Source organism: Nonomuraea marmarensis (assembly GCF_043197025.1).
In the GTDB taxonomy this organism is placed as follows: domain Bacteria; phylum Actinomycetota; class Actinomycetes; order Streptosporangiales; family Streptosporangiaceae; genus Nonomuraea; species Nonomuraea marmarensis.
Map to the genome: position 1 here is coordinate 78,433 of NZ_JBICRM010000007.1, position 19,349 is coordinate 97,781.

A 19,349-nucleotide genomic window follows, 5' to 3' on the forward strand; every position below is an offset into this window, starting at 1 on the left:
GTATGGGCGATCAGAGGTCGTTGCCGGCGTAGGAGAGGTTGAAGCTCTTGTTGACCAGGGGGAAGTCGGGGACGATCGCGCCGTTGAGCGCCACCGGGAGAGCGGGCCAGTTGAAGAACGACGGGTCGACGATCTTCATGCGGGTGATCGTTCCGTCAGGTGCGAGCTCGACCCGGTGGGCAATGGTGCCGCGCCAGCCCTCGACGAGTCCGACTCCTGAGGACGATCGCTCAGCCGGCAGTCGGCCCGCCGGTGCCACGGCCGATCCGCCGACGAGATGAGTGATCAGGGCGATGGAGGTGGCGATCTCCTCGGCCCGGATCTGGAAGCGGGCGAGCACGTCCCCGCTCGTACGGCGGGCGGGGGTGAAGTCGCCGAGGTCGGTGAACGGGTGGTCGCGGCGGGCGTCGAGGTCCAGGCCGCTGGCCCGGGCCACGTAGCCGAGCGTGCCGAGGTCGCGGGCGGCGTCGCCGGACAGTACGGCGGTGCCGGTGAAGCGGTCGGCGACGACGGTGTGCCCGAGGGCGAGTTCGACGATCTCGGCCACGTCCGCGCTGATGGCGTGCAGCCGTTCCGGGTCGGGGAGGGCCCGCAGGTCGGCCCCGCCGAGGCGGACTCCGCCGCGCAGCAGCCGATGCCCGGTCACTTCGGCGTTGGTACGCAGCAGTTGCTCGCGGATTCGCCCGGTCTGCGCGTTCAGGATGCCGAAGCCGACGTCGTTGCAGATCGCACCCAGATCGGTGACGTGGTTGTAGAGCCGTTCCAGCTCCAGCAGCACGGCGCGCAACCGTTGCGCTTGTTCGCTCACCGGGGTACGGGTGGCTTCTTCCACGGCCAGGCAGTAGGCGAGCGCGTGCCCGACGGAGGTGTCGCCGCTGACGCGCTCGGCCAGTTCCAGTCCGTCGCCGGGTTGCCGGCCTTCGAAGAGTTTCTCGATGCCCTTGTGCACGAACCAGAGCCGGGCCTTGAGCTTGATGATGGTCTCGCCGACCACGGAGAAGCGGAAATGCCCGGGTTCGATGAGGCCCGCGTGGACGGGCCCGACGGGGATCTCGTAGACGCCCTGGCCCTCCACGGTGACGAACGGATAGGGGCCTTCGGGGTCGCCGAAGGAGGGCGGTGCCCCGGCGTCGGTGCGCATCGGGTACCAGCCGCGTGGCCAGTGATGGTGGCGGACGAGCCGTCTGGGGAGCGGGTGGCCGAGCGGGGTGATCCCGTACAGGTCGCGGATCTCCCGCTCGAACCGGCCCGCGGGGAAGGAGAGGTGGGCCAGGCTGGGCACGGCCGGTTGCTCGGGCGGGAGGCGGAGCCGCAGCTCGGTACGGCGATCCGGATCACCGGCGACGAACACGTAGGCCAGGCCGAACCCGTGAGCCTCCTGGCGCGCGGAGACCAGCGCCAGCCGGTGACCGTCCGCCAGCAGCCGGGCGGCCTCGTCGGGCAGCTCGCCGGGGCTGATGTCGGCGGTGGTGCGGATGCTCATGGGGTCGCTCCGGCGATGGTGGCGGCGGCCTGTAGCAAGGAGTGCAGCGGCCAGATGGTGATGCCCAGGACGGCGCACGCCGCCAGCCCCGCGACCAGCGGGACGGCCACGCTCCGGGGCAGCGCGATGGCCTCGCTCTCCCCGCCGCCCAGCAACATCCGCCGGGTGTGCCGCCCGACGGCGGCGACGATGACCAGCATCAGCACCAGGGCCAGCGCGACCGCCCAGCCCAGCCCGGCGGTGAAGCCCGCCCGCGCGATGCCCAGCTCGCTGGCGAACAGGCTGAACGGCGGCAGCCCGAGCAGGGCCAGCAGCCCGAGCGAGAACGCCCCCGCGAGCAGCGGCGCCCTGGCGGTGAGGCCGCGGACCGCGTGGATCCGGCTGCTGCCGACGGCCTGGTGCAGTTGCCCCGCGGACAGGAACAACACCGACTTGCCGAGCCCGTGTCCGAGGATGTGCAGCAGCACGGCGACCAGGGCGAGGGAGTTGCCGATCGCCGCGCCGAGGGCGAGCAGGCCCATGTGCTCGATGCTGGAGTAGGCCAGCAGCCGTTTGTAGTCGCGCTGGCCGAGCAGCAGCGACGCGGCCACGGCCAGGGAGGCCAGGGCCACGATGACGAGCAGCGTCCGGACGAAACCAGCGCCGAGCGCCACGTCGGCGATGACCTTGACCCGCAGGATGGCGTAGAACGCCACAGACAGCAGCACCCCCGACATCAGCGCCGACACCGGGGCCGGGGCCTGGCTGTGCGCGTCTGGCAACCAGGCGTGCATGGGCGCGAGCCCGGCCTTGGTACCGAACCCGAGCACCAGCAACATGACCGCGATGCGCATCACGCCGGGATCGAGCCGGTTCGCGTGCTCGGCCAGCACCGCCCAGTCCAGGGAGGCCACGCCCGCGTGGGTGCCGGCGTAGTGGACCATGACGACGCCGAGCAGCGCGAGCGCGATCCCGACCGAGCAGATGACCACGTATTTCCACGCCGCCTCCGTGGCCCGGCGGGTGCGCCGATGCCCGACCAGGAACGCGGTCAGGATGGTGGTCGCCTCGATGGCCACCCACAGCAGGCCCAGGCTGGAGGCGAGCACGGCCAGCGCCATCGCGGCGATGAAGGACTGGGTCAGCACCCCGTAGCGGCGCATCGCGCGCGGGCCGGTGTGCCCGTGGGCGAGCTCGGTCGCCAGGTAGGCCGGGCTGGCGAGCATCGCCAGCAGCGCGACCGCGCCGATCACGATCAGCATGAAGGCGCTCAGCGCGTCACTGAGCAGCAGCCCGCCCAGCGCGTCCGACCGGCCCGCCGTGGCCAGCGCGATGGCGCAGGCCAGCAGCCCGGCCGCGGACAGCGCGCCCAGCCAGGCGGTGATCCGGTTCCAGCCGAGTACGGCGTACGAGCCCGCGGCGGCCGCGGGCACCAGCACCGGAGCGATCACCAGCAGGCTACCCATCAGTCGTGCAACTCCCGCAGCTCGTCGAGGTCGGTGCCGCCGAACGCGGCCCGCATCCGGGTGGTCAGCACCTGCAGCACCAGCACGGCCAGCAGGATGTCCAGCGAGATCCCGAGCTCGACGACGAGCGGGACGCCGCTGGTGGTCAGGAACGCGGTGGCGGTGATGGCGTTGTCCATCAGCAGGAACCCCACCAGCTGCGACAGCGCCCGCCGCCGGGTCACCAGGACGAAGAACCCGATCAGCAGCACGGTCAGCGCGATCGGCACGGCCTGCGTCGCCGGGGTGGGCGACAGCCGTACCAGGGGCTGGGAGACCGCGTAGGCCAGCATCGCGAGCACCGCCGCCACCAGCAGCGAGGTCGCCACGTTGACCAGCGGTTGCGTCTCACGGCCCTCCCCGCCCGCGACCAGCGCGCGGCGCATCAGGTACGGCAGCAGCCCGGCCCGCAACGCGCCCACCCCGAGACCGATCAGGATCAGCTCGAGGTCGTCCTGCCGGACACCCAGCACCACGATCAGCGCGGTCAGGGCCACCCCCTGCAGGGCGAACAGCCACACGATCGCCGACAGGTCACGTCTCCACAGCACCAGCACCCCGGTCAGCAGGAACGCCCCGCAGGCCAGGTCCAGCAGCTGGATGTACATCGCATCAGTCATGTTCACGCCAGGAAGAAGGAAGCGGCCACGGCCAGCAGCGCCAACAGGAACGAACCGGCCAGCAGCTCCGGAACGCGGAACAACCGGAGCTTGGCCATGAACACCTCACCGAGGGCCAGCAGCACGCCCAGCACCGCCACCTTCAGCACGAGCACGATCACCGACAGCAGCAGGGCGAGCATTCCCGTGCCCGCGGTGGCGATCCCGAGCGGGAAGAACAGGCTGGCCAGCAGGCCGAGCAGCACCGACAGCCGCATCGCCGACGCCCACTCGATCAGCGCCAGATCCGGTCCGGCGTACTCCAGCACCATCGCCTCGTGGATCATCGTCAGTTCGAGGTGCGTGGACGGATTGTCCACCGGAATCCGGCCGGTCTCGGCGATCGTGACGATCACCAGCGCGACCGCGGCCAGCACGCTCGCCGGGGAGATCACCGCCAGCGGATCCTCCACCGTGGCCGTGACGATCGCCCCCAGGCTGGTCGAGCCGACCCTGATCGACAGCGCGAACACCGACACCAGGATCGTCGGCTCCACCAGGGCCAGCACGGTCATCTCCCGGCTGGCGCCCATGCCGCCGAACGCCGTACCGGTGTCCAGGCCGCCCAGCGCGAGCGCCACCGACCCCAGCGCCAGCAGCGCGGTCACCGCGAACAGGTCGGCGACGCCGTCCAGCGGCGAGGCCGTGGTCACTAACGGCACCACCGCGGCCACCACCAGCGCCGTGCCCGCCAGCAGCAGCGGCGCGGCACGGAACACCCAGCCGGTGCCGTGCGGGGTGATCGGCTCCTTGCGCATCAGCTTGCGCAGATCCCGCCACGGTTGCCAGATCCCGGCCCCGGCACGTCCCTCCAGCCGGGCGCGGACCTGCCGCATCACGCCCACCAGCAGCGGCGAGCCCACCGCCACGACGATCACCTGTACCGCCGCCCCGATCGCGCCCGTCACCACAACACCACCAAGACGATCAGCGCCCCGGTCAGCGCCCAGAACCCGTAGCCGAGATAGCGGTGCACGCTGCCGGTGGCCAGCCCGCGGGCCCCGCGCCCGGCGGCCGCCACCGCGGCGATCAGCGGATCGTAGAGCCGGTGCTCGATCCGGTCCGGCACCCGGGCGTGGAACCGCACGCGCTCCACCAGGTAGTCCGACTCCTTCACCGGGGTGACGTCCACATCGCTCTCCGGGGCCAGCACGTCGTCGAACACCCGCTGCAACGGCTCGGCGAACGAGGTCGCGGTGTACTCCATCCGGGCCGACATCGGTCCGGCGCCGCAGTCCCAGAGCCGGGCGGCGCGACGTACCCGCCGGGCCGCCAGCACCCGTACCAAACCCAGCACCCCCGCGACGGCCACCACCAGGGCGACGGCGATCAGCAGCGGCGAGATCACCCCCGAGACCCCCACCAGCCGCAAGGTCAGCTCCCCGGCCACCACGTCCCGTCCCGGGAACACCGTGGCCACCGCCCGGCCGAGCGCGGGCACGACCTGCGTGGGGGCCACCGCCAGGACCACGCAGAACACCGCCGCGAGCCACATCCCGCCCAGCATGGTGGGCGGGCTCTCGCTCGCCCGCTCGGCCTCCGCGCTGCGCGGCCGGGCCAGGAACCCCACTCCGAACGCCTTGACGAACGTGGCGACCGCGAGCCCCGCCGACAGCGCGATCACCCCCACGGCCAGCGGCATCGTCACCGCACCCGCCACCCCGGAACCGGGCAGGGCGTGGATCAGGCTCTGCAACAGCAACCACTCGCTGACGAAGGCGTTGCCGGGCGGCAGCGCCGACGCGCACAACGCGCCGATCGCGAACACGACGGTCGTGTACGGCAGGCGGGTACGCAACCCGCCCAGCGCGTCCAGATCCCGCACCCCCGTCGCGCGCAGCACCGAGCCCGCCGACAGGAACAACACCGTCTTGAACCCGGCGTGGTTGACCACGTGCAGCAACGCCGCGGCCAGCGCCAACGCCGCCAGGACGGGCAGCTTCGAGGCGGCGAAGAACCCGGCCGCGCCCACCCCGACCAGCACCAGGCCCATGTTCTCCGTCGTGGAGTAACCCAGCAGCCGTTTCAGATCCGAGGCGACCACCGCCTGCAGGATCCCGAACAGGGCGGACGCCGCGCCCGCCGCCAGCACCAGCAGCCACCACCAGGCCGGACCGCCGTGCAGCAGGTCCAGCCCGACCCTGACCACGCCGTACGCGCCCATGTTCACCATCGCCGCGCTCATCAGCGCCGACACGTGACTCGGCGCCTCGGGGTGCGCCCGCGGCAGCCACACGTGCAGCGGCACGATGCCGGCCTTCGAGGCGAACCCGGCGAACGTCGCCAGGAACACGACCGACTTGACGGCCGGTGACAGCGCGGCGGCACGCAATTGCTCGAAGCTCTCCCCGCCGGCCCCGGCCGCGAACGCCACCAACCCCACCAAGATCGTCACCAGGCCGAGGTGGGTCATGACCGCATACCACAGCCCGGCCCGCCCCACCGCCGCGCGGCGCCGGTGTTCGGCGAGCACCAGCAGCAGCGACGACACGGCCATCAGCTCCCAGGCCACCAGGAACGTGCTCACGCTGGCCGCGACCGGCACCACCAGCATGGCCGCCACGAACATCGGCAACGCGGACTGGAACACGCGGCCGTCCAGGCCGTGATCGCTGTAGCCGATCCCGTAGATCGCCGCGCACACCGCCACCACCCCGGCGACCGCGACGAACACGCCGCCCAGCGGATCGAGCGCCAGCCGTACCCCGGCCAGCGGCAGCAGCTCCGGCAGCCAGGCCGACCAGCTCTGGCCCGCCATGGCCGCCACACCCGCCGCCGCTCCCAACGCGCCCGCGCCTGCCGTGCACAACCCCGCCGACCACCGCCGCGCCCGTACGGGAGTCGCCAAAGCAGCCAGAGCAGCCACCGCGCAGCCGGACAGCGCCACCACGTACAGCGTGCCGACCAGGTTCATCGACCGGTCAGCCCCCGCAACGCCGCCACGATCGCCTCAGGCTCCGGCGGGCAACCCGGCACCTCCACATCCACCGGGACCACGTCGCTCACCGCCCCGGCCACCCCATACGCCCCGGCGAACACCCCGCAGTTGCGCGCGCAGTCACCCAGCGCGATCACCAACCGCGGCTCAGGAACCGCGTCATGGGTACGGCGCAGCGCCACCTCCATGTTGCGGGTCACCGGGCCCGTCACCACCAGGGCATCCGCGTGCCGCGGCGAAGCCACCAGCCGCGCACCGTACCGCTCCGCGTCGTACACCGGGCCGAACGCCGAAGCGATCTCCAGCTCGCAACCGTTGCACGACCCCGCGTCCACATGCCTGATCTGCACCGATCCGGCCAGCTCCGCCGCCTTCGCCGGCGGCTCACCCTGAACGCGCTCCGGCGCGGGCTCGGCCACCCGGCCCGTCTTCGCGATCTTCCGCCACAACCCCATCGTTGTCTCTCCCCTGCCTCACGAACCACCCGGACGATCAGCAGGAGATCATCCGGGCCGAGGCTGGTGCGGCGACTGCTGCAACTCGGCCAGGAGCCCGTTCTGATCGGCGATCAGCTCGCTCAGCAGCCGGCGGGCCGCTCTCAAGAGCTCGGCCACCTCACCTCTGCTGAGCGAGTAGACCACGCTGCCGCCATCCCGGGTCGCCGTCACCAGCCCCGCCATGCGCAACACGCTCAACTGCTGGGACATGGTGGACGACTCGACCTCGGCGGCAGCGGCAAGATCACGCACCGCGAGCGGCCCTTGCTGCAACAGCTCCAAGACCCGAATCCGTACAGGATGCCCCAGTGTGCGGAACATGTCCGCCTTCGCCTGGTACAGAGGGACCGGCATCGGTCACCCCGCCCCACCCTCGGCCTCGACGACTATTCCATGCTCAGCGGCCAGGCGCAGCATGTCCTCGAGATCCGCGGCATGAACCTGAATCCCGTGCTGATCACCGGACTCTCGCGCGACCCGAAGAGCCTCACGCGCCTCGCGCACCCGGCTGCGCACGCTTCCCGCGAAATCTCCCACCCGCGCCTCCGATTCCCAGGACCTAGCGAAGACATGATGTCGATAATTGAAGACTTCTTCAACTCTTTGAGCTGGCAGCATCGCACGAGAACCGCACCCGCCGCAACGTCCGCACCCGACCCTCAAGCGCCGCCGCCGGTCCATGGCGGCGGCAGTGGTCTCAGCGGGTGGCTCGCCGGTCGAGGTAGGTGAGGACGGCGAGGACGCGCCGGTGGTCCTCGTCGCTGGCGCTGATGCCGAGCTTGCGTCGACGTGACCATCGCCTCACGAGGGGCGGGCTTCGCCGCCTGGAACACCCTCGACGTGTCGACGAGCCTGCTGCTCGCGGTCGGACTCGCCGGGGACCGCCACCCGGCCGCACATGGACGCTCAGTAGATCAGGCCGGGATCATCGGTCGTTCGTTCCGGCGGGATGTCGAGCAGCTCGGCGAGTTGAGCGCGTCTGGTGATGCCGAGCTTGCCGTACACCCGGGCCAGATTGTTGTTGACCGTGGCGACCGACAGCCCGAGCCGCTCGGCGATGTTCCGGCTGCTGTGCCGTACGGCGAGCAGGGCCACCTCGCGCTCGCGCCGGCTGAGCACATGGGAGATCCGCTCATGATTGAGCAACGGGGTGACGGCGCCTTCGCATTGCGCGCGCAGCGCGGCCGCTCGCTCGCGCGCCAGCGCCTGTTTGCCGACCAGGCCGGCCTGCCGGTACGCGCGGACCGCGCACGTCGCGGCCTCGGCGGCGAGCAGGTGCTGGCCGAGCCGGGCGAAGTCGAGGGCGGCATCGGAGAGCGTCTCGCCGTCCAAGTGCTTGAGCCCGCGCGCCGCGGTCGCCAGTGCGTGGCTCAGCGGAGTGCCCAGGGCCGCGTCGAGCTCGTCGAGCCGGTGGCACTCGTTGCTTCCACCGAGCCGGACCACGTCGTAGCGGGCCAGTGCCTCCACGGTGGGGAGCCCGATGCCGGCGGCCAGGTCGGCCGCGTAGCGCGCTGAGACCGCCGCGTCGGTGACGCGGTCCGCGGCGGCCAGTGTCCATGCGTTGCCGAGCAGGATCCATGGGGCGAAGATCCGGTTGGCGTCGTTGGCGGCCTGGTCGGCGCGGTCCATCCAGATCCGCGCGCTGACCGCCTCGCCGCCCAAGGCGGTGGCCGTGGCCAACCCTGCCAGGAAGCCGCGGGTGAGCCGGAGGGTGTCTCGGCCTTCCAGGGCGCTGATCGCCTCGCGCAGGGATCTGCTAGCGCTGGCCGGCTTGCCCTGGGCACACTCCACGAGCCCGCGGAAGCCGATATAGCCTGCCGACATCATCGGGCTTTGTTCGGACAGGACCTGCCGGTACCCGTCGTCCGCGACGTTCCAGGCCGCGGGCAGGTCGCCCATGGCCAGGGACGCGAGACACCGGGCGATGCCGAGTTCGACCACACCCCAGGGCAGCTCCGCCTGGCGCGCCGCGGCGATGGCCAGTCCACGTTCGTGGTAACCGGCGGCTGCCGTGGCCCGCCCGAGGAAGCCCGCGGCTGCCGTGGCCGCCACGGCGGCCCAGATGAGAGCCTGCGCGCTTGCCGATTCCGAGGCCAGGAGCCGTTCGGCGACATCCAGGACGGCGGCGCAGCGTCCGTCGAAGAGCAAGATCCACGACTGGATTCCCTGGGCCAGGTCCTCTCCCGGCCGGCCGCTGAGGAGGGCCAGCGTCTGCTCGGCGGCGACGGCGTCGCCGTTGCCCCAGTACATCGTCTCGGCGCGGACGAGGGCCCAGCGGAGCAGGTCGTCACCGGGTGGGGGTTCCTCCGGCAGTACGGCTGCCGCCTCGGCGCTGTGGCCACGGTACTCGAGCACCTCGGCGAGCAGCGCGTCGGCGTCCGGGGATGGTTCGGCGTCCCGGGTGGCCCGCGCGAGTCGTTCGGCGAGGGCGAGATCCGCCCGGTCGATGGCCTGACGAGCGCCGATTCGCACGATGTCCGGGCGTACCACCGCGCCGCCTTCGACCTGCCAGAGTGCGGCGCGCAAGAGATCGTCCCGGCGGCGCAGCGGGGTGCCGAGCAGCGTGACGGCCAGCCGCCACCACAACTGCCGTGCGCGGCTGACCGGTAAGCCGGCGCGCAGCACCTCACCGTAGAGCGGGTGGGCGAGCCGTACCTGCACGCGCCTGCCCGCGCGCTCCGACACGGCTAATCCGTGTGCTTCGGCCTCGTCGACGCAGGCCAGGTCCACCAGTTGGGCCAGCAGGGCGAGCGGGAGTGGCTCGCCACACGCCAGCAACTCCAGCGCCAGGCGTGTCTGCGGCCCGAGCGGGCGCAACCGATCCGCGAGCACCTGCCGCATGGCACCCCTCGGACGGTAATCGCCGGTGAAGTGCCACACGCCGTGCCGCTGCCGAAGCGTGCGATCCTCCAGAGCCGCCGACAACAGCTCGCGTAACGCCAGCGGGTTGCCTGCCGCCATGCTGCGCAGCCGGCCCCTGGCCACCCCGTCGACATCCCCGCCAAGCGCATGGTCGACCAGCCGGTCCACGGCAGGCCCCGGCAGGCTGGGGAGATCGAGCCACGGTGCCTGGCCGTCCTTCCACAACATCGTGATCGTGTCGGGAACGGGGGCTCCGGCGCGGTAGGTCGCGACCACGAACGCCAGCCGTTGGGTTGCGAGATAGCCGATCAGGGCGGCTGATCCCTCGTCGAGCAGGTGGGCGTCGTCGACGCCGATGACCACGCGCCGCTCCATGGCCCGCCCCCGTATCTGGGCGGCCGCCGCCGTCAGCACCGACAGTCCCTGACCTTCGGGGAGCCGGCCCGCGGGAAGCAGGGCGGCCACCGCCCCGAACGGGATCGATGCCAGGGCCGCCGTGGCCGTCACCCATTCGGTATGGCAGCTCTCCGACCCGAGCATGGCAAGGATCTCCTGGGCCAGCCGGGTCTTGCCGATGCCTGCTTCGCCCGAGATGACCACGCCGATCGCTTCACCCCGCCGCAGGCACGACCGGACGATGTCCAGCTCTTCGTCCCGCCCCACGAATGGCCAGCCCCGCATGGCCTCCTCCTCGCTGCGCCCGCATGAGCTATTCGTGACACATTGATCGGTGGATGACTCTGACTACGCAGTGTTGAACCCGACGCCTCTGACCAATAACGGTTCGCCACCCTGGACCGGTTCAGCGGCGATGGGCGAGGGCCGGCCGTTCCTCGGCGGGTCGCCACACCAGATCGCTACTCGACGACCAGGGTGACCGGAATGTTGCCGCGGGTGGCGTTCGAGTACGGGCACACCTGGTGGGCGGCCTCCACGAGCGCGCGGCCGCTCTCGCCCTGCAGCTCGTCGGGCAGCTCCACGCGGAGGGCGACGGACAGGGCGAAGCCGCCGTCGCCGTTCGAGCCGAGGCCGACCTCGGCCGTGACGGACGCCTGCGACACATCCGCCTTCATGCGCTTGGCGACCAGGGTGAGCGCGCTGGCGAAGCAGGCGGCGTAGCCCGCGGCGAACAGCTGCTCGGGGTTGGTGCCCGCGCCGGTGCCGCCCAGCTCCTTCGGCGGGGCGAGCGTCACGTCGAGCCGTCCGTCGTTGGTGACGGCCCGCCCCTCGCGGCCGGTCGCGGTGGCGATGGCGGTGTACAGCGTGCTCATGATCCGTCTCCTTCTTAGATTGCCTACAACTTGATTGTGCACAATTTAGTTGTACGCCGTCAACCCCGGGTATGCTGGGTTCCATGAACGCGTTGCTGCTGGACAATCAGGTGTGCTTCGCCGTACACGCCGCCTCCCGGGCGCTTGACGGCGTCTACCGGCGCGAGCTGGCGGAGCTCGGGCTGACGTATCCGCAGTACCTGGTGATGCTGGTGCTGTGGGAGCGCGAGCGGGTGACGGTCAAGGAGCTGGGCGTGGCGCTGCGGCTCGACTCGGGCACCTTGTCGCCGCTGCTCAAGCGCCTGGAGGCGGCCGGGTTCGTACGGCGTGAGCGCAGCGCGAGTGACGAGCGGTCGGTGCTGGTCCGGCTCACGGACAAGGGCACGGAGCTGCGGCAGGCCGCGGTGCGGGTCCCGGGCCGGATCCTGGAGGCCACCGGGCTGGAGATGGGCGAGCTGGCCGACCTGCGCCGCACACTCAGCCGGATGACCCTCTCTCTGACGGAGGCCGCCTCTTGATCTGACATCAGCGGCGGTCGGGCGGCGGCGACACGTGGTCGCGGTCCCGCCGCCCTCGACTCTTCCTAGCGTCTGACGTCCACGACGACGCTGACCACGAAGCCGGCCATGAGCAGCACGCCGCCCACCACCGCCGTGACGGTCAGGGAGACCACGCCGGACAGCGCCACGCCGAGCGTGACCGCGAGGGCCAGTACGACGGCGGCGGCGATCTTCCAGTCGTCGCCGATGATGAAGTCGTACCAGAACCTGCCGAAGCCCTTCAGGAACCTCATCGGGCAACGACCTCCTTTCGCTTCTTGACGCCGGACAGCCAGCGCACGAGAACGTGGGCCACCGTGACCCAGCCCGCCAGCAGCGCGAGGATGGCCCAGTCCGCACCGGGCCACTCGAGGTGCTCGCCGCCGAGGAAGACGCCCAGCCCCTCCACCGCCCAGTAGGCGCCGAAGGACGCGAGCAGCAGGCCCACGCCGTACTTGAGGGTGTTCTCCGGCACCATCGACAGCGGCTTGTGCAGGATCGAGCCGACGATCACGACGAGCAGGCCCGCGACGGCGGCGCCGCCGATGGCGGCGGGCAGGTTGTCCGCGCTGAGCCCGAACGTGATCACGATGAAGACGACCTCGACGCCTTCCAGGAACACCCCCTTGAACGACACGACGAAGGCGAAGCTGTCGAGGCCGAACCGCCGGCTGGAGCCCGCGTCACGCGCGGCGGCGCGCTGCTCGGCGAACTCGTCCTCCTCGTCGTGCAGCGCCTTCAGCCCCGAGGAGCGGAGCACGGCCTTGCGCAGCCACTGCAGGCCGAAGATCAGCAACAGCGTGCCGACCACGAGTTGCAGCAGGGACTCGGGCATCCAGGTCCGCAGCGCGTATCCGGTCGCGAAGGTGAAGGCCGTCAGCGCGACGAGGGCGGCCGCGACCCCGGCGATGGCCGAGCGCCAGCCACGGGTGACGCCCATCGCCAGGACGATGGTCAGCGCCTCGACGAACTCCACGAGCGAAGCCACGAACACCGAGGTCACCAGGCCCCACGTCGCCCCAGTCACCGGGCATCCATGACTTGTAACGTTAGTTTCATGAAACAGATGCTTCATCACTAGAGGCGGAGTTGTCAATGGATAGGATGTGGATTCATGACGTTCGGCGAGGTTCCCGACGAGCGGTTCCTCCTGCTCGTCTACCGTGTGCCTTCCTCCACCTCGCGGGCCCGGGTGGCCGTCTGGCGCGAGCTCAAGCGCATGGGGGCGCTCTACGTCCAGCAGGCGGTGTGCGTGCTGCCCGATCGGCCGGGCGTGCGCGAGCGCCTCGGCAAGATCCGCGCGCGCATCGGCGAGCTCGAGGGCGAGAGCATGCACTTCGTGCTCGACAAGGTCGAGGAGCAGGAGCGGCACATGCTGGTCACCTCCTTCAAGGAGAACTCCGCGAAGGAGTACGCCGAGATCGTCGAGGAGTGCGAGACCAAGTTCTTCAAGGAGATCGAGTTCGAGCGCTTCCGCGAGAACTACACCTTCGAGGAGGCCGAGGAGATCCGGCAGGACCTGGAGAAGCTCAAGCGCTGGCTGCGCAAGGTCGAGGAGCGCGACTGGATGGGCGCGCCCGGCCGGGATGTGGCCACGGCCAAGGTCGCCGAGTGCGAGCAACTGCTGGAGGCGTTCGAGGCCGACGTCTACGAACGCGTGGGCGGCTCCGAGCAGGGCTAGCGCACCGAAGCACGGCGCGAATCTCGTCCGCGCGCACCAACGAGAGCGGGGTCCCGGCCGGGTACGTTGCGTTGATGGACACCCATGATCTCGTGCTGAGCGCAGCCCGGGTCCTCGACCCGGAAACCGGTCTCGACACTGTCGCCCACGTAGGGGTGACCGGCGGCGTCGTCTCGGCCGTCTCGACGGAGCCGCTGTCCGGCCGTGAGCTCGTCGACATCTCCGGGCTGGCGCTCGCGCCCGGCTGGATCGACCTGCACAGCCACTCCCACACCATCGCCGGGCACCGGTTGCAGGCGCTCGACGGCGTCACCACGGCACTCGACCTGGAGGCGGGGAACAGTCCCGTGGCGGAGGCCTATGCCGCGGCGGCGGCGGAAGGGCGCCCGCTCAACTACGGCTTCTCCGCCTCCTGGGCCATGGCCAGGATGGCCGCCGTCGGCGGTCTGCCGCACGGCGGCGGGCTGAGCGCCGCGCTCCGCGCCATCGGCCACCCGTCCTGGCAGGCGCAGGCGAGCCGGGCCCAACTCCAGGCGCTGGCCGGGCTGCTCGAAGCCGACCTCGCCGGCGGAGCGCTCGGGATCGGGCTGCTGATCGGGTACGCGCCCCGGGTGGACCCGCAGGAGTACGTCACGATCGCCGCGCTCGCCGCCGGAGCCGGAGTGCCCACCTACACCCACGCCCGCGACCTGGTCGAACAGTCTCCCGACCTGCCCGTCGACGGCGCCGAGGAGATCGTCAGGGCCGCCGCCGAAACCGGCGCGCACATGCACTACTGCCACGTCAACAGCACGTCACTGCGTCAGGTGGACCGGGTGCTGGCACTGGTGGAACGGGTCCGGACCGAGGGCGCGCGGGTGACCACCGAGGCCTACCCCTACGGCGCGGGGATGACCGGAATCGGCGCCGCCTTCCTGGCTCCCGAACTCCTGCCCGCCTCCGGCATCGGGCCGGAGGCCATCGTGTACGTCCCCACGGGAGAGCGGGTCGCCGACGCGGAGCGCCTGCGCCGGCTGCGGGCCGACGACCCCGGCGGGCTCGCGATCATCCACTTCTTCGACGAGGGCGACCCCGCCGACCTGGCCTTCGTCGACCGGGCACTGCTCAGCCCCGGCACCGTCGTGGGCTCCGACGCCATGCCGCTGGCCTGGGTCGGCGGACCGCCCGAGCCCCTCGCCTGGCCGTTGCCGCCGTCCGCCGTCACCCATCCCCGTACGGCGGGAACCTTCTCGCGCGTGTTGCGGCGCCACGTCAGGGAGACGGGCCGGCTGACGCTCCTGGACGCGGTGAGCCGCTGCGGCCTGCTGCCCGCCAGGGTGCTGGAGGACGCCGTGCCCGCCATGCGCCGCAAGGGCAGGGTCCAGCCTGGCTGCGATGCCGACCTGGTCGTCTTCGACCCGGCTACGGTCGGCGACCGGGCCACCTACGCCCGCAGCACCACGCCCTCCACCGGTTATGCGCACGTCCTGGTCGGCGGCCGCTTCGTGGTCCGATCGGGGGAACTCGTCCTCGACGCGCTGCCCGGCCGTGCCGTCAGGCGGTGAGCGCTCGGGCTGCCTCCCGCTCACCGCGTTGCCCGGTCGTGCCGCCGGGCGGTGAGTGCTCAGCCGGCCTCCCGCTCACCGGGCAGCAGGCGGAGTTCGAGCGCGGCCACCAGGCGTACGTCCGGATCGGCGAGGTCGAGGCGGAACAGCTCGGTGATCCGCCGCAGCCGGTACCGGAACGTGTTCGGGTGCACGTTGACCCGGGCGGCCGCCGCGGGCACGTCACCGAACGCCTCGATGTACGCGCGCAGCGTCGGCAACCAGGCGGTTCCCCTGGCGGTGTCCTGCTCGATGAGCCCGTCGAGCAGTCCCTGCCTGAGGTCCGGGTGCCGTTCGGCCAGCCCTCTCAGCCGATGGAGCGTCAGCCGGGCCCTGACGTCCTCGACCCGTACGACGGCGGGGGCGTCCGGGCCGGCGACGTCCAGCACCAGATCGGCCTCGGCGCGCGCGGCGGCCACGCCGGTGAGCGCGGGAGCGGTCTGCCCGACGCCGGCCCGCACCGGCACGGCGAAAGCCCGCGCGGCCACGTCCGCGATCTCGCCCGCGAGGGCGCACGCCCGCGACCTCGGGCCCGCGACCAGGGCGTAGGCCCGCAACCCCAGGGCCGTGGAGGCGAGCCTGCGGCGGTAGGCGGAACCCGACAGGGCGACCAGATCGGCGATCCGCCTGGCCGCCGCCGCGTCCGCCGGGGCGTCGCCGGTGCCGGTCCCGAAGGCGATCACCGTCACCGGCCCGGAGAGATCGAGGCCTGGTGCTTCCGGCGACGTGCCGTCCAGCAGCCGCCCCAGCGACTCCTCGCGCCTCCTCCGCTCGGGGTCGGCCTCCGCCCGGCGGCGCAGCAGGTGCAGCGCCACGCTCTCGGCGGCCGACTGGAGTGCCTGCCGCGCCTCCCGGCCCAGCGGCTCCTCTCCTTCGACCACCCAGATGCTGCCCAGCACCTCGTCGCCCGCCCTGACCGCGATTGCCAGCCGCCCCCGGTAGCCGCGCACGTCGAACCCGGTCACGCTGACGGCTTCCGTACTCTGCCGGATCCGGTGGAACACGCCGGCGTCGTACAGGCGGCGCAGCCACTCCTCCGGCACCCTCCGGCTCAGGATCGCCTGGCGGCGCGGCGGGTCGATGCGGTGCCCGAGATCGGAGTAGGCGAGCACCTTGCCGTGCGGATCCTCGATGGTCGTGGCCGCACCCGCGGCCGCGGCCACCGCGTTGGCCAGGGCGAACAGGTCGCCCGCCGAGTCGTCCGGGCCCGCGGCGCCGAGCAGCGCCGTGTAGAGCCCGCCCCACGGCAGCTCGGGGCCCGCCGCCAGCAGGGTGATCCCCGTGGCCGCCGCGGCGGCCACGACCGCGGGCGACACCGGACGCCGCAACACCACCGCGGTGGTACGCGCGAGGCGGCCGAGCAGGCGGGTCTGCTCACCCTCGCCCGTCACACCGACGGCGAGCACGATCCCGCGGCCGTCGACGGCCTGCGGATCGCCGGGGTCGAGGATGACCGGCGGACCGGCGGGGACGTCCAGCCCGGCCGCGGTCAGGACCTCGATCCCGGTTCCCGGCGGAAGCCGCTCGACCAGGCTCCTCAGCGTAGGCACGGTGGTGGATCCCTTCTGTTGGTGCCCGGACGAGAAAGCCGGGCCTGGAGTGTGGCGGCCGACACAAGACCGGGACGATCCGCGCGGACCTAGCGTCGATGACATGTCACGTCCACCAGCCCCGTACTCTCCGGCCAGGCGCGCCGGTGATCTGCTCTTCGTCTCCGGCCAGCTCGGCTACCTGCCCGAGGGCCGGCTGCCCGAGGGTCTGGCCGCCCAGGCGCGCCAGGCGCTGGCCAACCTCGACGAGGTGCTCGCCGAGCACGGCCTGAGCCGCGACGACGTCGTCAAATGCCAGGTCTTCCTGTCCTCGATCGAGGACTGGGCCGCCTTCAACACGGTCTACGAGGAACACTTCAGCCGCCCCTATCCCGCCCGTTCGGCTCTCGGCGTCCACCTGCACCCCGGTGCCCTGGTCGAGATCGAGGCCGTCGCGGCCCGCAGGACGCCATGACCCCGACGATCGCGGACGTGCGGCGGGCCGCCGACGCCCTGCGCGGCCAGGTGATCCGGACTCCCGTGCTGTTCTCCGAAGCACTGGACGCCCTCGCCGGGTGCCCGGTGTTCGCCAAGGCCGAGTGCCTGCAACATTCGGGCTCGTTCAAGGTCAGGGGCGCGCTGTACCGGCTGCTCACCCTGCCTCCCGAGGCGCTGGCCGACGGGCTGATCACCGTCAGTGCGGGCAACGCCGCGCTCGGATTGGCCCATGCGGCCCGCGAGTTCGGCGCGGAGCTGACGGTGGTCATGCCGGCGAAGGCGGTGCCGGAGAAGCTCGCGGCGGTGGCCGCGTACGGCGCGACCGTGGTCACCGAGGGCGTCGTGGACGCCGCCGCGGCCTTCGCCAGGGCCGAGCGCCTGCGTGCCGAGCACGGGCTCACCTTCGTCCATCCCTTCGACGACGCCATGGTGGTGGCCGGGGCGGCGACCGCCACACTGGAGCTCCTGGAGGACCGGCCCGGCCTGGAAAGGCTGCTGGTGCCGGCCTCGGGTGGCGGCTTGCTGGCCGGCGCGATCATGGCGAAGCGCGCCGCGGGTTCCGCCGTGGAGGTCGTCGCGGTGCAACCGTCGGGGGCGGCCGGGTTCGTCGTCTCGCTGGCCGCGGGCGAGCCCACCGCCCCGCCGGCCATCCGCACCGTCGCCGACGGGCTCACCGCCCCCATGCCCGGACGCCTCAACTTCACGCTGGCCGCCGAGGCCGGGATCGAGGTTCGCACCGTCCACGACCAGGACATCCTGGACGCGATGGTGACGCTGGTCAGGACGCTGCGCGTGGTCGTCGAGCCATCCGCCGCGGTCGGCCTGGCCGCTCTGACGTACGAGCCCGGCCTGCGCGACGGCCGTCCAACGGGCCTGATCCTGTCCGGCGGCAACGTCAACTGGCGGCTGCTGGCGGACACGTTCCGGGTGCTCCCCGGTGTCGCATGACTGAAGGAGTTCGCATGCGCCTGCGCATCCACCCGCACGTCATGGTCGCCAGGGACGGCAGCCGCCGGGTGCCCTGCGAGATCGGCACGCTGGAAGTGCCGGAGAACCGGACCCGGCCGGGCTCCAGAACGATCGAGCTCGCCTTCGCCCGCTTCGCCGGCGGCAAGCAGGGCCTCCCGCTGATCTTCCTGGAAGGCGGGCCGGGATCGCCCGGCCTGTCCACGTGGAAGGAGCTGCCCGACCGCTACCTGCCCTTCCTGGAGTACGGCGAGGTCGTCGTGTTCGACCAGCGCGGCACGGGGAGTTCCAGGCCCTGTCTGGAGAGCCCGTTCACCAGGGATCTGCCGCTCGATCGGGCGGTGGGCAGGGCGGAGTTCCTGGCGGAGTGCCTCACCAAGGCGGCGGCCACGGCCGCCTTCTGGCGGGCCCGAGGCGTCGACGCCGACGGCTACACCACCGAGCAGAGCGCCGACGACGTCGCCGACCTGATGTCGGCGCTCGGCTACGAGACCTTCCGAACGGTCGGCGGCTCCTACGGCTCGCACCTCTCGTTGTCGGTCATCCGCCGCCACGGGGACCGCCTGGACCGGAGCATCCTGTACGCGGTCGAAGGTCCCGACGACACCTTCAAGCTGCCTTCGGCCACCGACCGCCACCTGGCCAGGCTGGCGGCCATGGCGGCCGAGGCGCCCGAACTGGACGGACGGGTGCCCGATCTGCTGGGGCTGATGGAGCGGGTCTTCGACCGCCTGGCCAAGACCCCGGCCGAGGTCGACGGTGTGGTGATCGGGGAGTTCGACGTCAAGTACCTCACCACGTCGGGGCTGGGGCTGGCCCCGTTCCTGCGTCGGCTCCCCGGTCTCTACCTGGCCATGGACCGCGGGGACTGCACCCCGTGGGCCGAGCACGTCAGGCAGTTGCGCACCGGACCGGCCGAGGCGCTCATGCCCCTGGTCATGGACTGCGCGTCGGGCGCGACACCGGCCCGGCTGCGCAGGATCGAGGCGGAGGCGGCGGCCTCGCCGCTCGGCGATCTGATGAACCTGCCCTTCCCCGACATCGGCGCCGCGGTCCGCGGACCCGATCTGGGAGACGGCTTCCGGGCGCCGGTCCGCTCCGGCGTACCGGCTCTGCTGGTCAACGGCACGCTCGACGGGCGCACGCCGGAGACCAACGCGCACGCCGTCCTGAAGGGTTTCGCCAACGGTCATTTCATCCTCGTGGAGAACGCGGCCCACCAGTTCGCGTACGAGCAGCCGGAGGTGTCGGCCGCCGTCCGCGACTTCCTGGGCGGCCGCACGCCGTCGCTCTCGCGGGCCCGGATGGATTTCGCCTTCGTACCGGATCCGCGAGAGCTCGCGCCGCGCGGCTTCTGAC

18 protein-coding genes are annotated in these 19,349 nt (G+C 71.9%); 6 read left to right on the top strand and 12 right to left on the bottom strand.

All coding sequences use genetic code 11. The features are described from left to right. Positions 1-10: 10 nt before the first annotated feature. From ACFLIM_RS13385 to ACFLIM_RS13425, 9 genes are all read right to left on the bottom strand, one after another. Positions 11-1,483, bottom strand: a complete 1,473-nt coding sequence (locus tag ACFLIM_RS13385; protein ID WP_393164988.1) for a hydrogenase large subunit — start codon at positions 1,481-1,483, stop codon at positions 11-13. Then, positions 1,480-2,928: a proton-conducting transporter transmembrane domain-containing protein gene (locus tag ACFLIM_RS13390; protein ID WP_393164990.1), complete on the bottom strand. Its 1,449-nt coding sequence runs from the start codon at positions 2,926-2,928 to the stop codon at positions 1,480-1,482. Before ACFLIM_RS13390 ends, ACFLIM_RS13385 begins: the two co-directional genes overlap by 4 nt. After that, positions 2,928-3,587 (bottom strand): hypothetical protein, encoded by a 660-nt coding sequence (locus ACFLIM_RS13395; protein ID WP_393164992.1) that lies wholly within the window; start codon positions 3,585-3,587, stop codon positions 2,928-2,930. The genes ACFLIM_RS13390 and ACFLIM_RS13395 overlap by 1 nt, the downstream gene beginning before the upstream one ends. A 2-nt stretch (positions 3,588-3,589) precedes the next feature. Continuing rightward, positions 3,590-4,534 (bottom strand): respiratory chain complex I subunit 1 family protein, encoded by a 945-nt coding sequence (locus ACFLIM_RS13400; protein WP_393164994.1) that lies wholly within the window; start codon positions 4,532-4,534, stop codon positions 3,590-3,592. Next, the gene (locus ACFLIM_RS13405) at positions 4,531-6,540 is read right to left on the bottom strand and encodes a proton-conducting transporter transmembrane domain-containing protein (RefSeq protein ID WP_393164996.1); all 2,010 of its coding nucleotides are present in this window, start codon (positions 6,538-6,540) and stop codon (positions 4,531-4,533) included. Before ACFLIM_RS13405 ends, ACFLIM_RS13400 begins: the two co-directional genes overlap by 4 nt. Further along, positions 6,537-7,019, bottom strand: coding sequence for an NADH-quinone oxidoreductase subunit B family protein (locus tag ACFLIM_RS13410; RefSeq protein WP_393164998.1), 483 nt, complete (start codon positions 7,017-7,019; stop codon positions 6,537-6,539). The genes ACFLIM_RS13405 and ACFLIM_RS13410 overlap by 4 nt, the downstream gene beginning before the upstream one ends. A gap of 48 nt (positions 7,020-7,067) precedes the next feature. Continuing rightward, on the bottom strand, positions 7,068-7,415 hold the full coding sequence (locus ACFLIM_RS13415; protein ID WP_393165000.1) for an ArsR/SmtB family transcription factor: 348 nt from the start codon (positions 7,413-7,415) through the stop codon (positions 7,068-7,070). A 552-nt stretch (positions 7,416-7,967) separates the two neighbouring features. Continuing rightward, on the bottom strand, positions 7,968-10,604 hold the full coding sequence (locus tag ACFLIM_RS13420) for an AAA family ATPase (protein WP_393165002.1): 2,637 nt from the start codon (positions 10,602-10,604) through the stop codon (positions 7,968-7,970). A gap of 176 nt (positions 10,605-10,780) precedes the next feature. Further along, positions 10,781-11,194, bottom strand: coding sequence for an organic hydroperoxide resistance protein (locus ACFLIM_RS13425; protein ID WP_393165005.1), 414 nt, complete (start codon positions 11,192-11,194; stop codon positions 10,781-10,783). An 83-nt stretch (positions 11,195-11,277) separates the two neighbouring features. Between ACFLIM_RS13425 and ACFLIM_RS13430 the strand changes: the two genes are divergently transcribed. Continuing rightward, positions 11,278-11,712: a MarR family winged helix-turn-helix transcriptional regulator gene (locus ACFLIM_RS13430; protein WP_393165007.1), complete on the top strand. Its 435-nt coding sequence runs from the start codon at positions 11,278-11,280 to the stop codon at positions 11,710-11,712. Positions 11,713-11,777: 65 nt separating this feature from the next. On the opposite strand, the gene ACFLIM_RS13435 is transcribed toward ACFLIM_RS13430, so the two are convergent. Both ACFLIM_RS13435 and ACFLIM_RS13440 read right to left on the bottom strand, forming a co-directional pair. Next, positions 11,778-11,987 (bottom strand): hypothetical protein, encoded by a 210-nt coding sequence (locus ACFLIM_RS13435; protein ID WP_393165009.1) that lies wholly within the window; start codon positions 11,985-11,987, stop codon positions 11,778-11,780. Beyond that, the gene (locus ACFLIM_RS13440; RefSeq protein WP_393165011.1) at positions 11,984-12,760 is read right to left on the bottom strand and encodes a COG4280 domain-containing protein; all 777 of its coding nucleotides are present in this window, start codon (positions 12,758-12,760) and stop codon (positions 11,984-11,986) included. Before ACFLIM_RS13440 ends, ACFLIM_RS13435 begins: the two co-directional genes overlap by 4 nt. A gap of 87 nt (positions 12,761-12,847) precedes the next feature. On the opposite strand from ACFLIM_RS13440, the gene ACFLIM_RS13445 reads away from it, so the two are divergent. Both ACFLIM_RS13445 and ACFLIM_RS13450 read left to right on the top strand, forming a co-directional pair. Next, positions 12,848-13,414 carry a Chromate resistance protein ChrB gene (locus ACFLIM_RS13445; RefSeq protein ID WP_393165013.1) on the top strand — a complete coding sequence of 189 codons (567 nt, stop codon included), beginning with the start codon at positions 12,848-12,850 and terminating at the stop codon, positions 13,412-13,414. A 74-nt stretch (positions 13,415-13,488) separates the two neighbouring features. Beyond that, the gene (locus tag ACFLIM_RS13450; protein WP_393165015.1) at positions 13,489-14,958 is read left to right on the top strand and encodes an amidohydrolase family protein; all 1,470 of its coding nucleotides are present in this window, start codon (positions 13,489-13,491) and stop codon (positions 14,956-14,958) included. Positions 14,959-15,017: 59 nt separating this feature from the next. Here ACFLIM_RS13450 and ACFLIM_RS13455 read toward each other — a convergent pair whose 3' ends face one another. Beyond that, positions 15,018-16,547: a PucR family transcriptional regulator gene (locus tag ACFLIM_RS13455; protein WP_393165017.1), complete on the bottom strand. Its 1,530-nt coding sequence runs from the start codon at positions 16,545-16,547 to the stop codon at positions 15,018-15,020. Positions 16,548-16,650: 103 nt separating this feature from the next. Here ACFLIM_RS13455 and ACFLIM_RS13460 point away from each other — a divergent pair, with 103 nt between their 5' ends. The 3 genes from ACFLIM_RS13460 to ACFLIM_RS13470 are packed head-to-tail and all read left to right on the top strand — an operon-like array spanning position 16,651 to position 19,348. Further along, positions 16,651-17,001, top strand: a complete 351-nt coding sequence (locus ACFLIM_RS13460; RefSeq protein ID WP_393165019.1) for a RidA family protein — start codon at positions 16,651-16,653, stop codon at positions 16,999-17,001. Beyond that, positions 16,998-17,972 (top strand): threonine ammonia-lyase, encoded by a 975-nt coding sequence (locus ACFLIM_RS13465; RefSeq protein ID WP_393165021.1) that lies wholly within the window; start codon positions 16,998-17,000, stop codon positions 17,970-17,972. Before ACFLIM_RS13460 ends, ACFLIM_RS13465 begins: the two co-directional genes overlap by 4 nt. 14 nt (positions 17,973-17,986) lie before the next feature. Continuing rightward, positions 17,987-19,348, top strand: a complete 1,362-nt coding sequence (locus ACFLIM_RS13470; RefSeq protein ID WP_393165023.1) for an alpha/beta fold hydrolase — start codon at positions 17,987-17,989, stop codon at positions 19,346-19,348. Position 19,349: the final 1 nt, after the last annotated feature.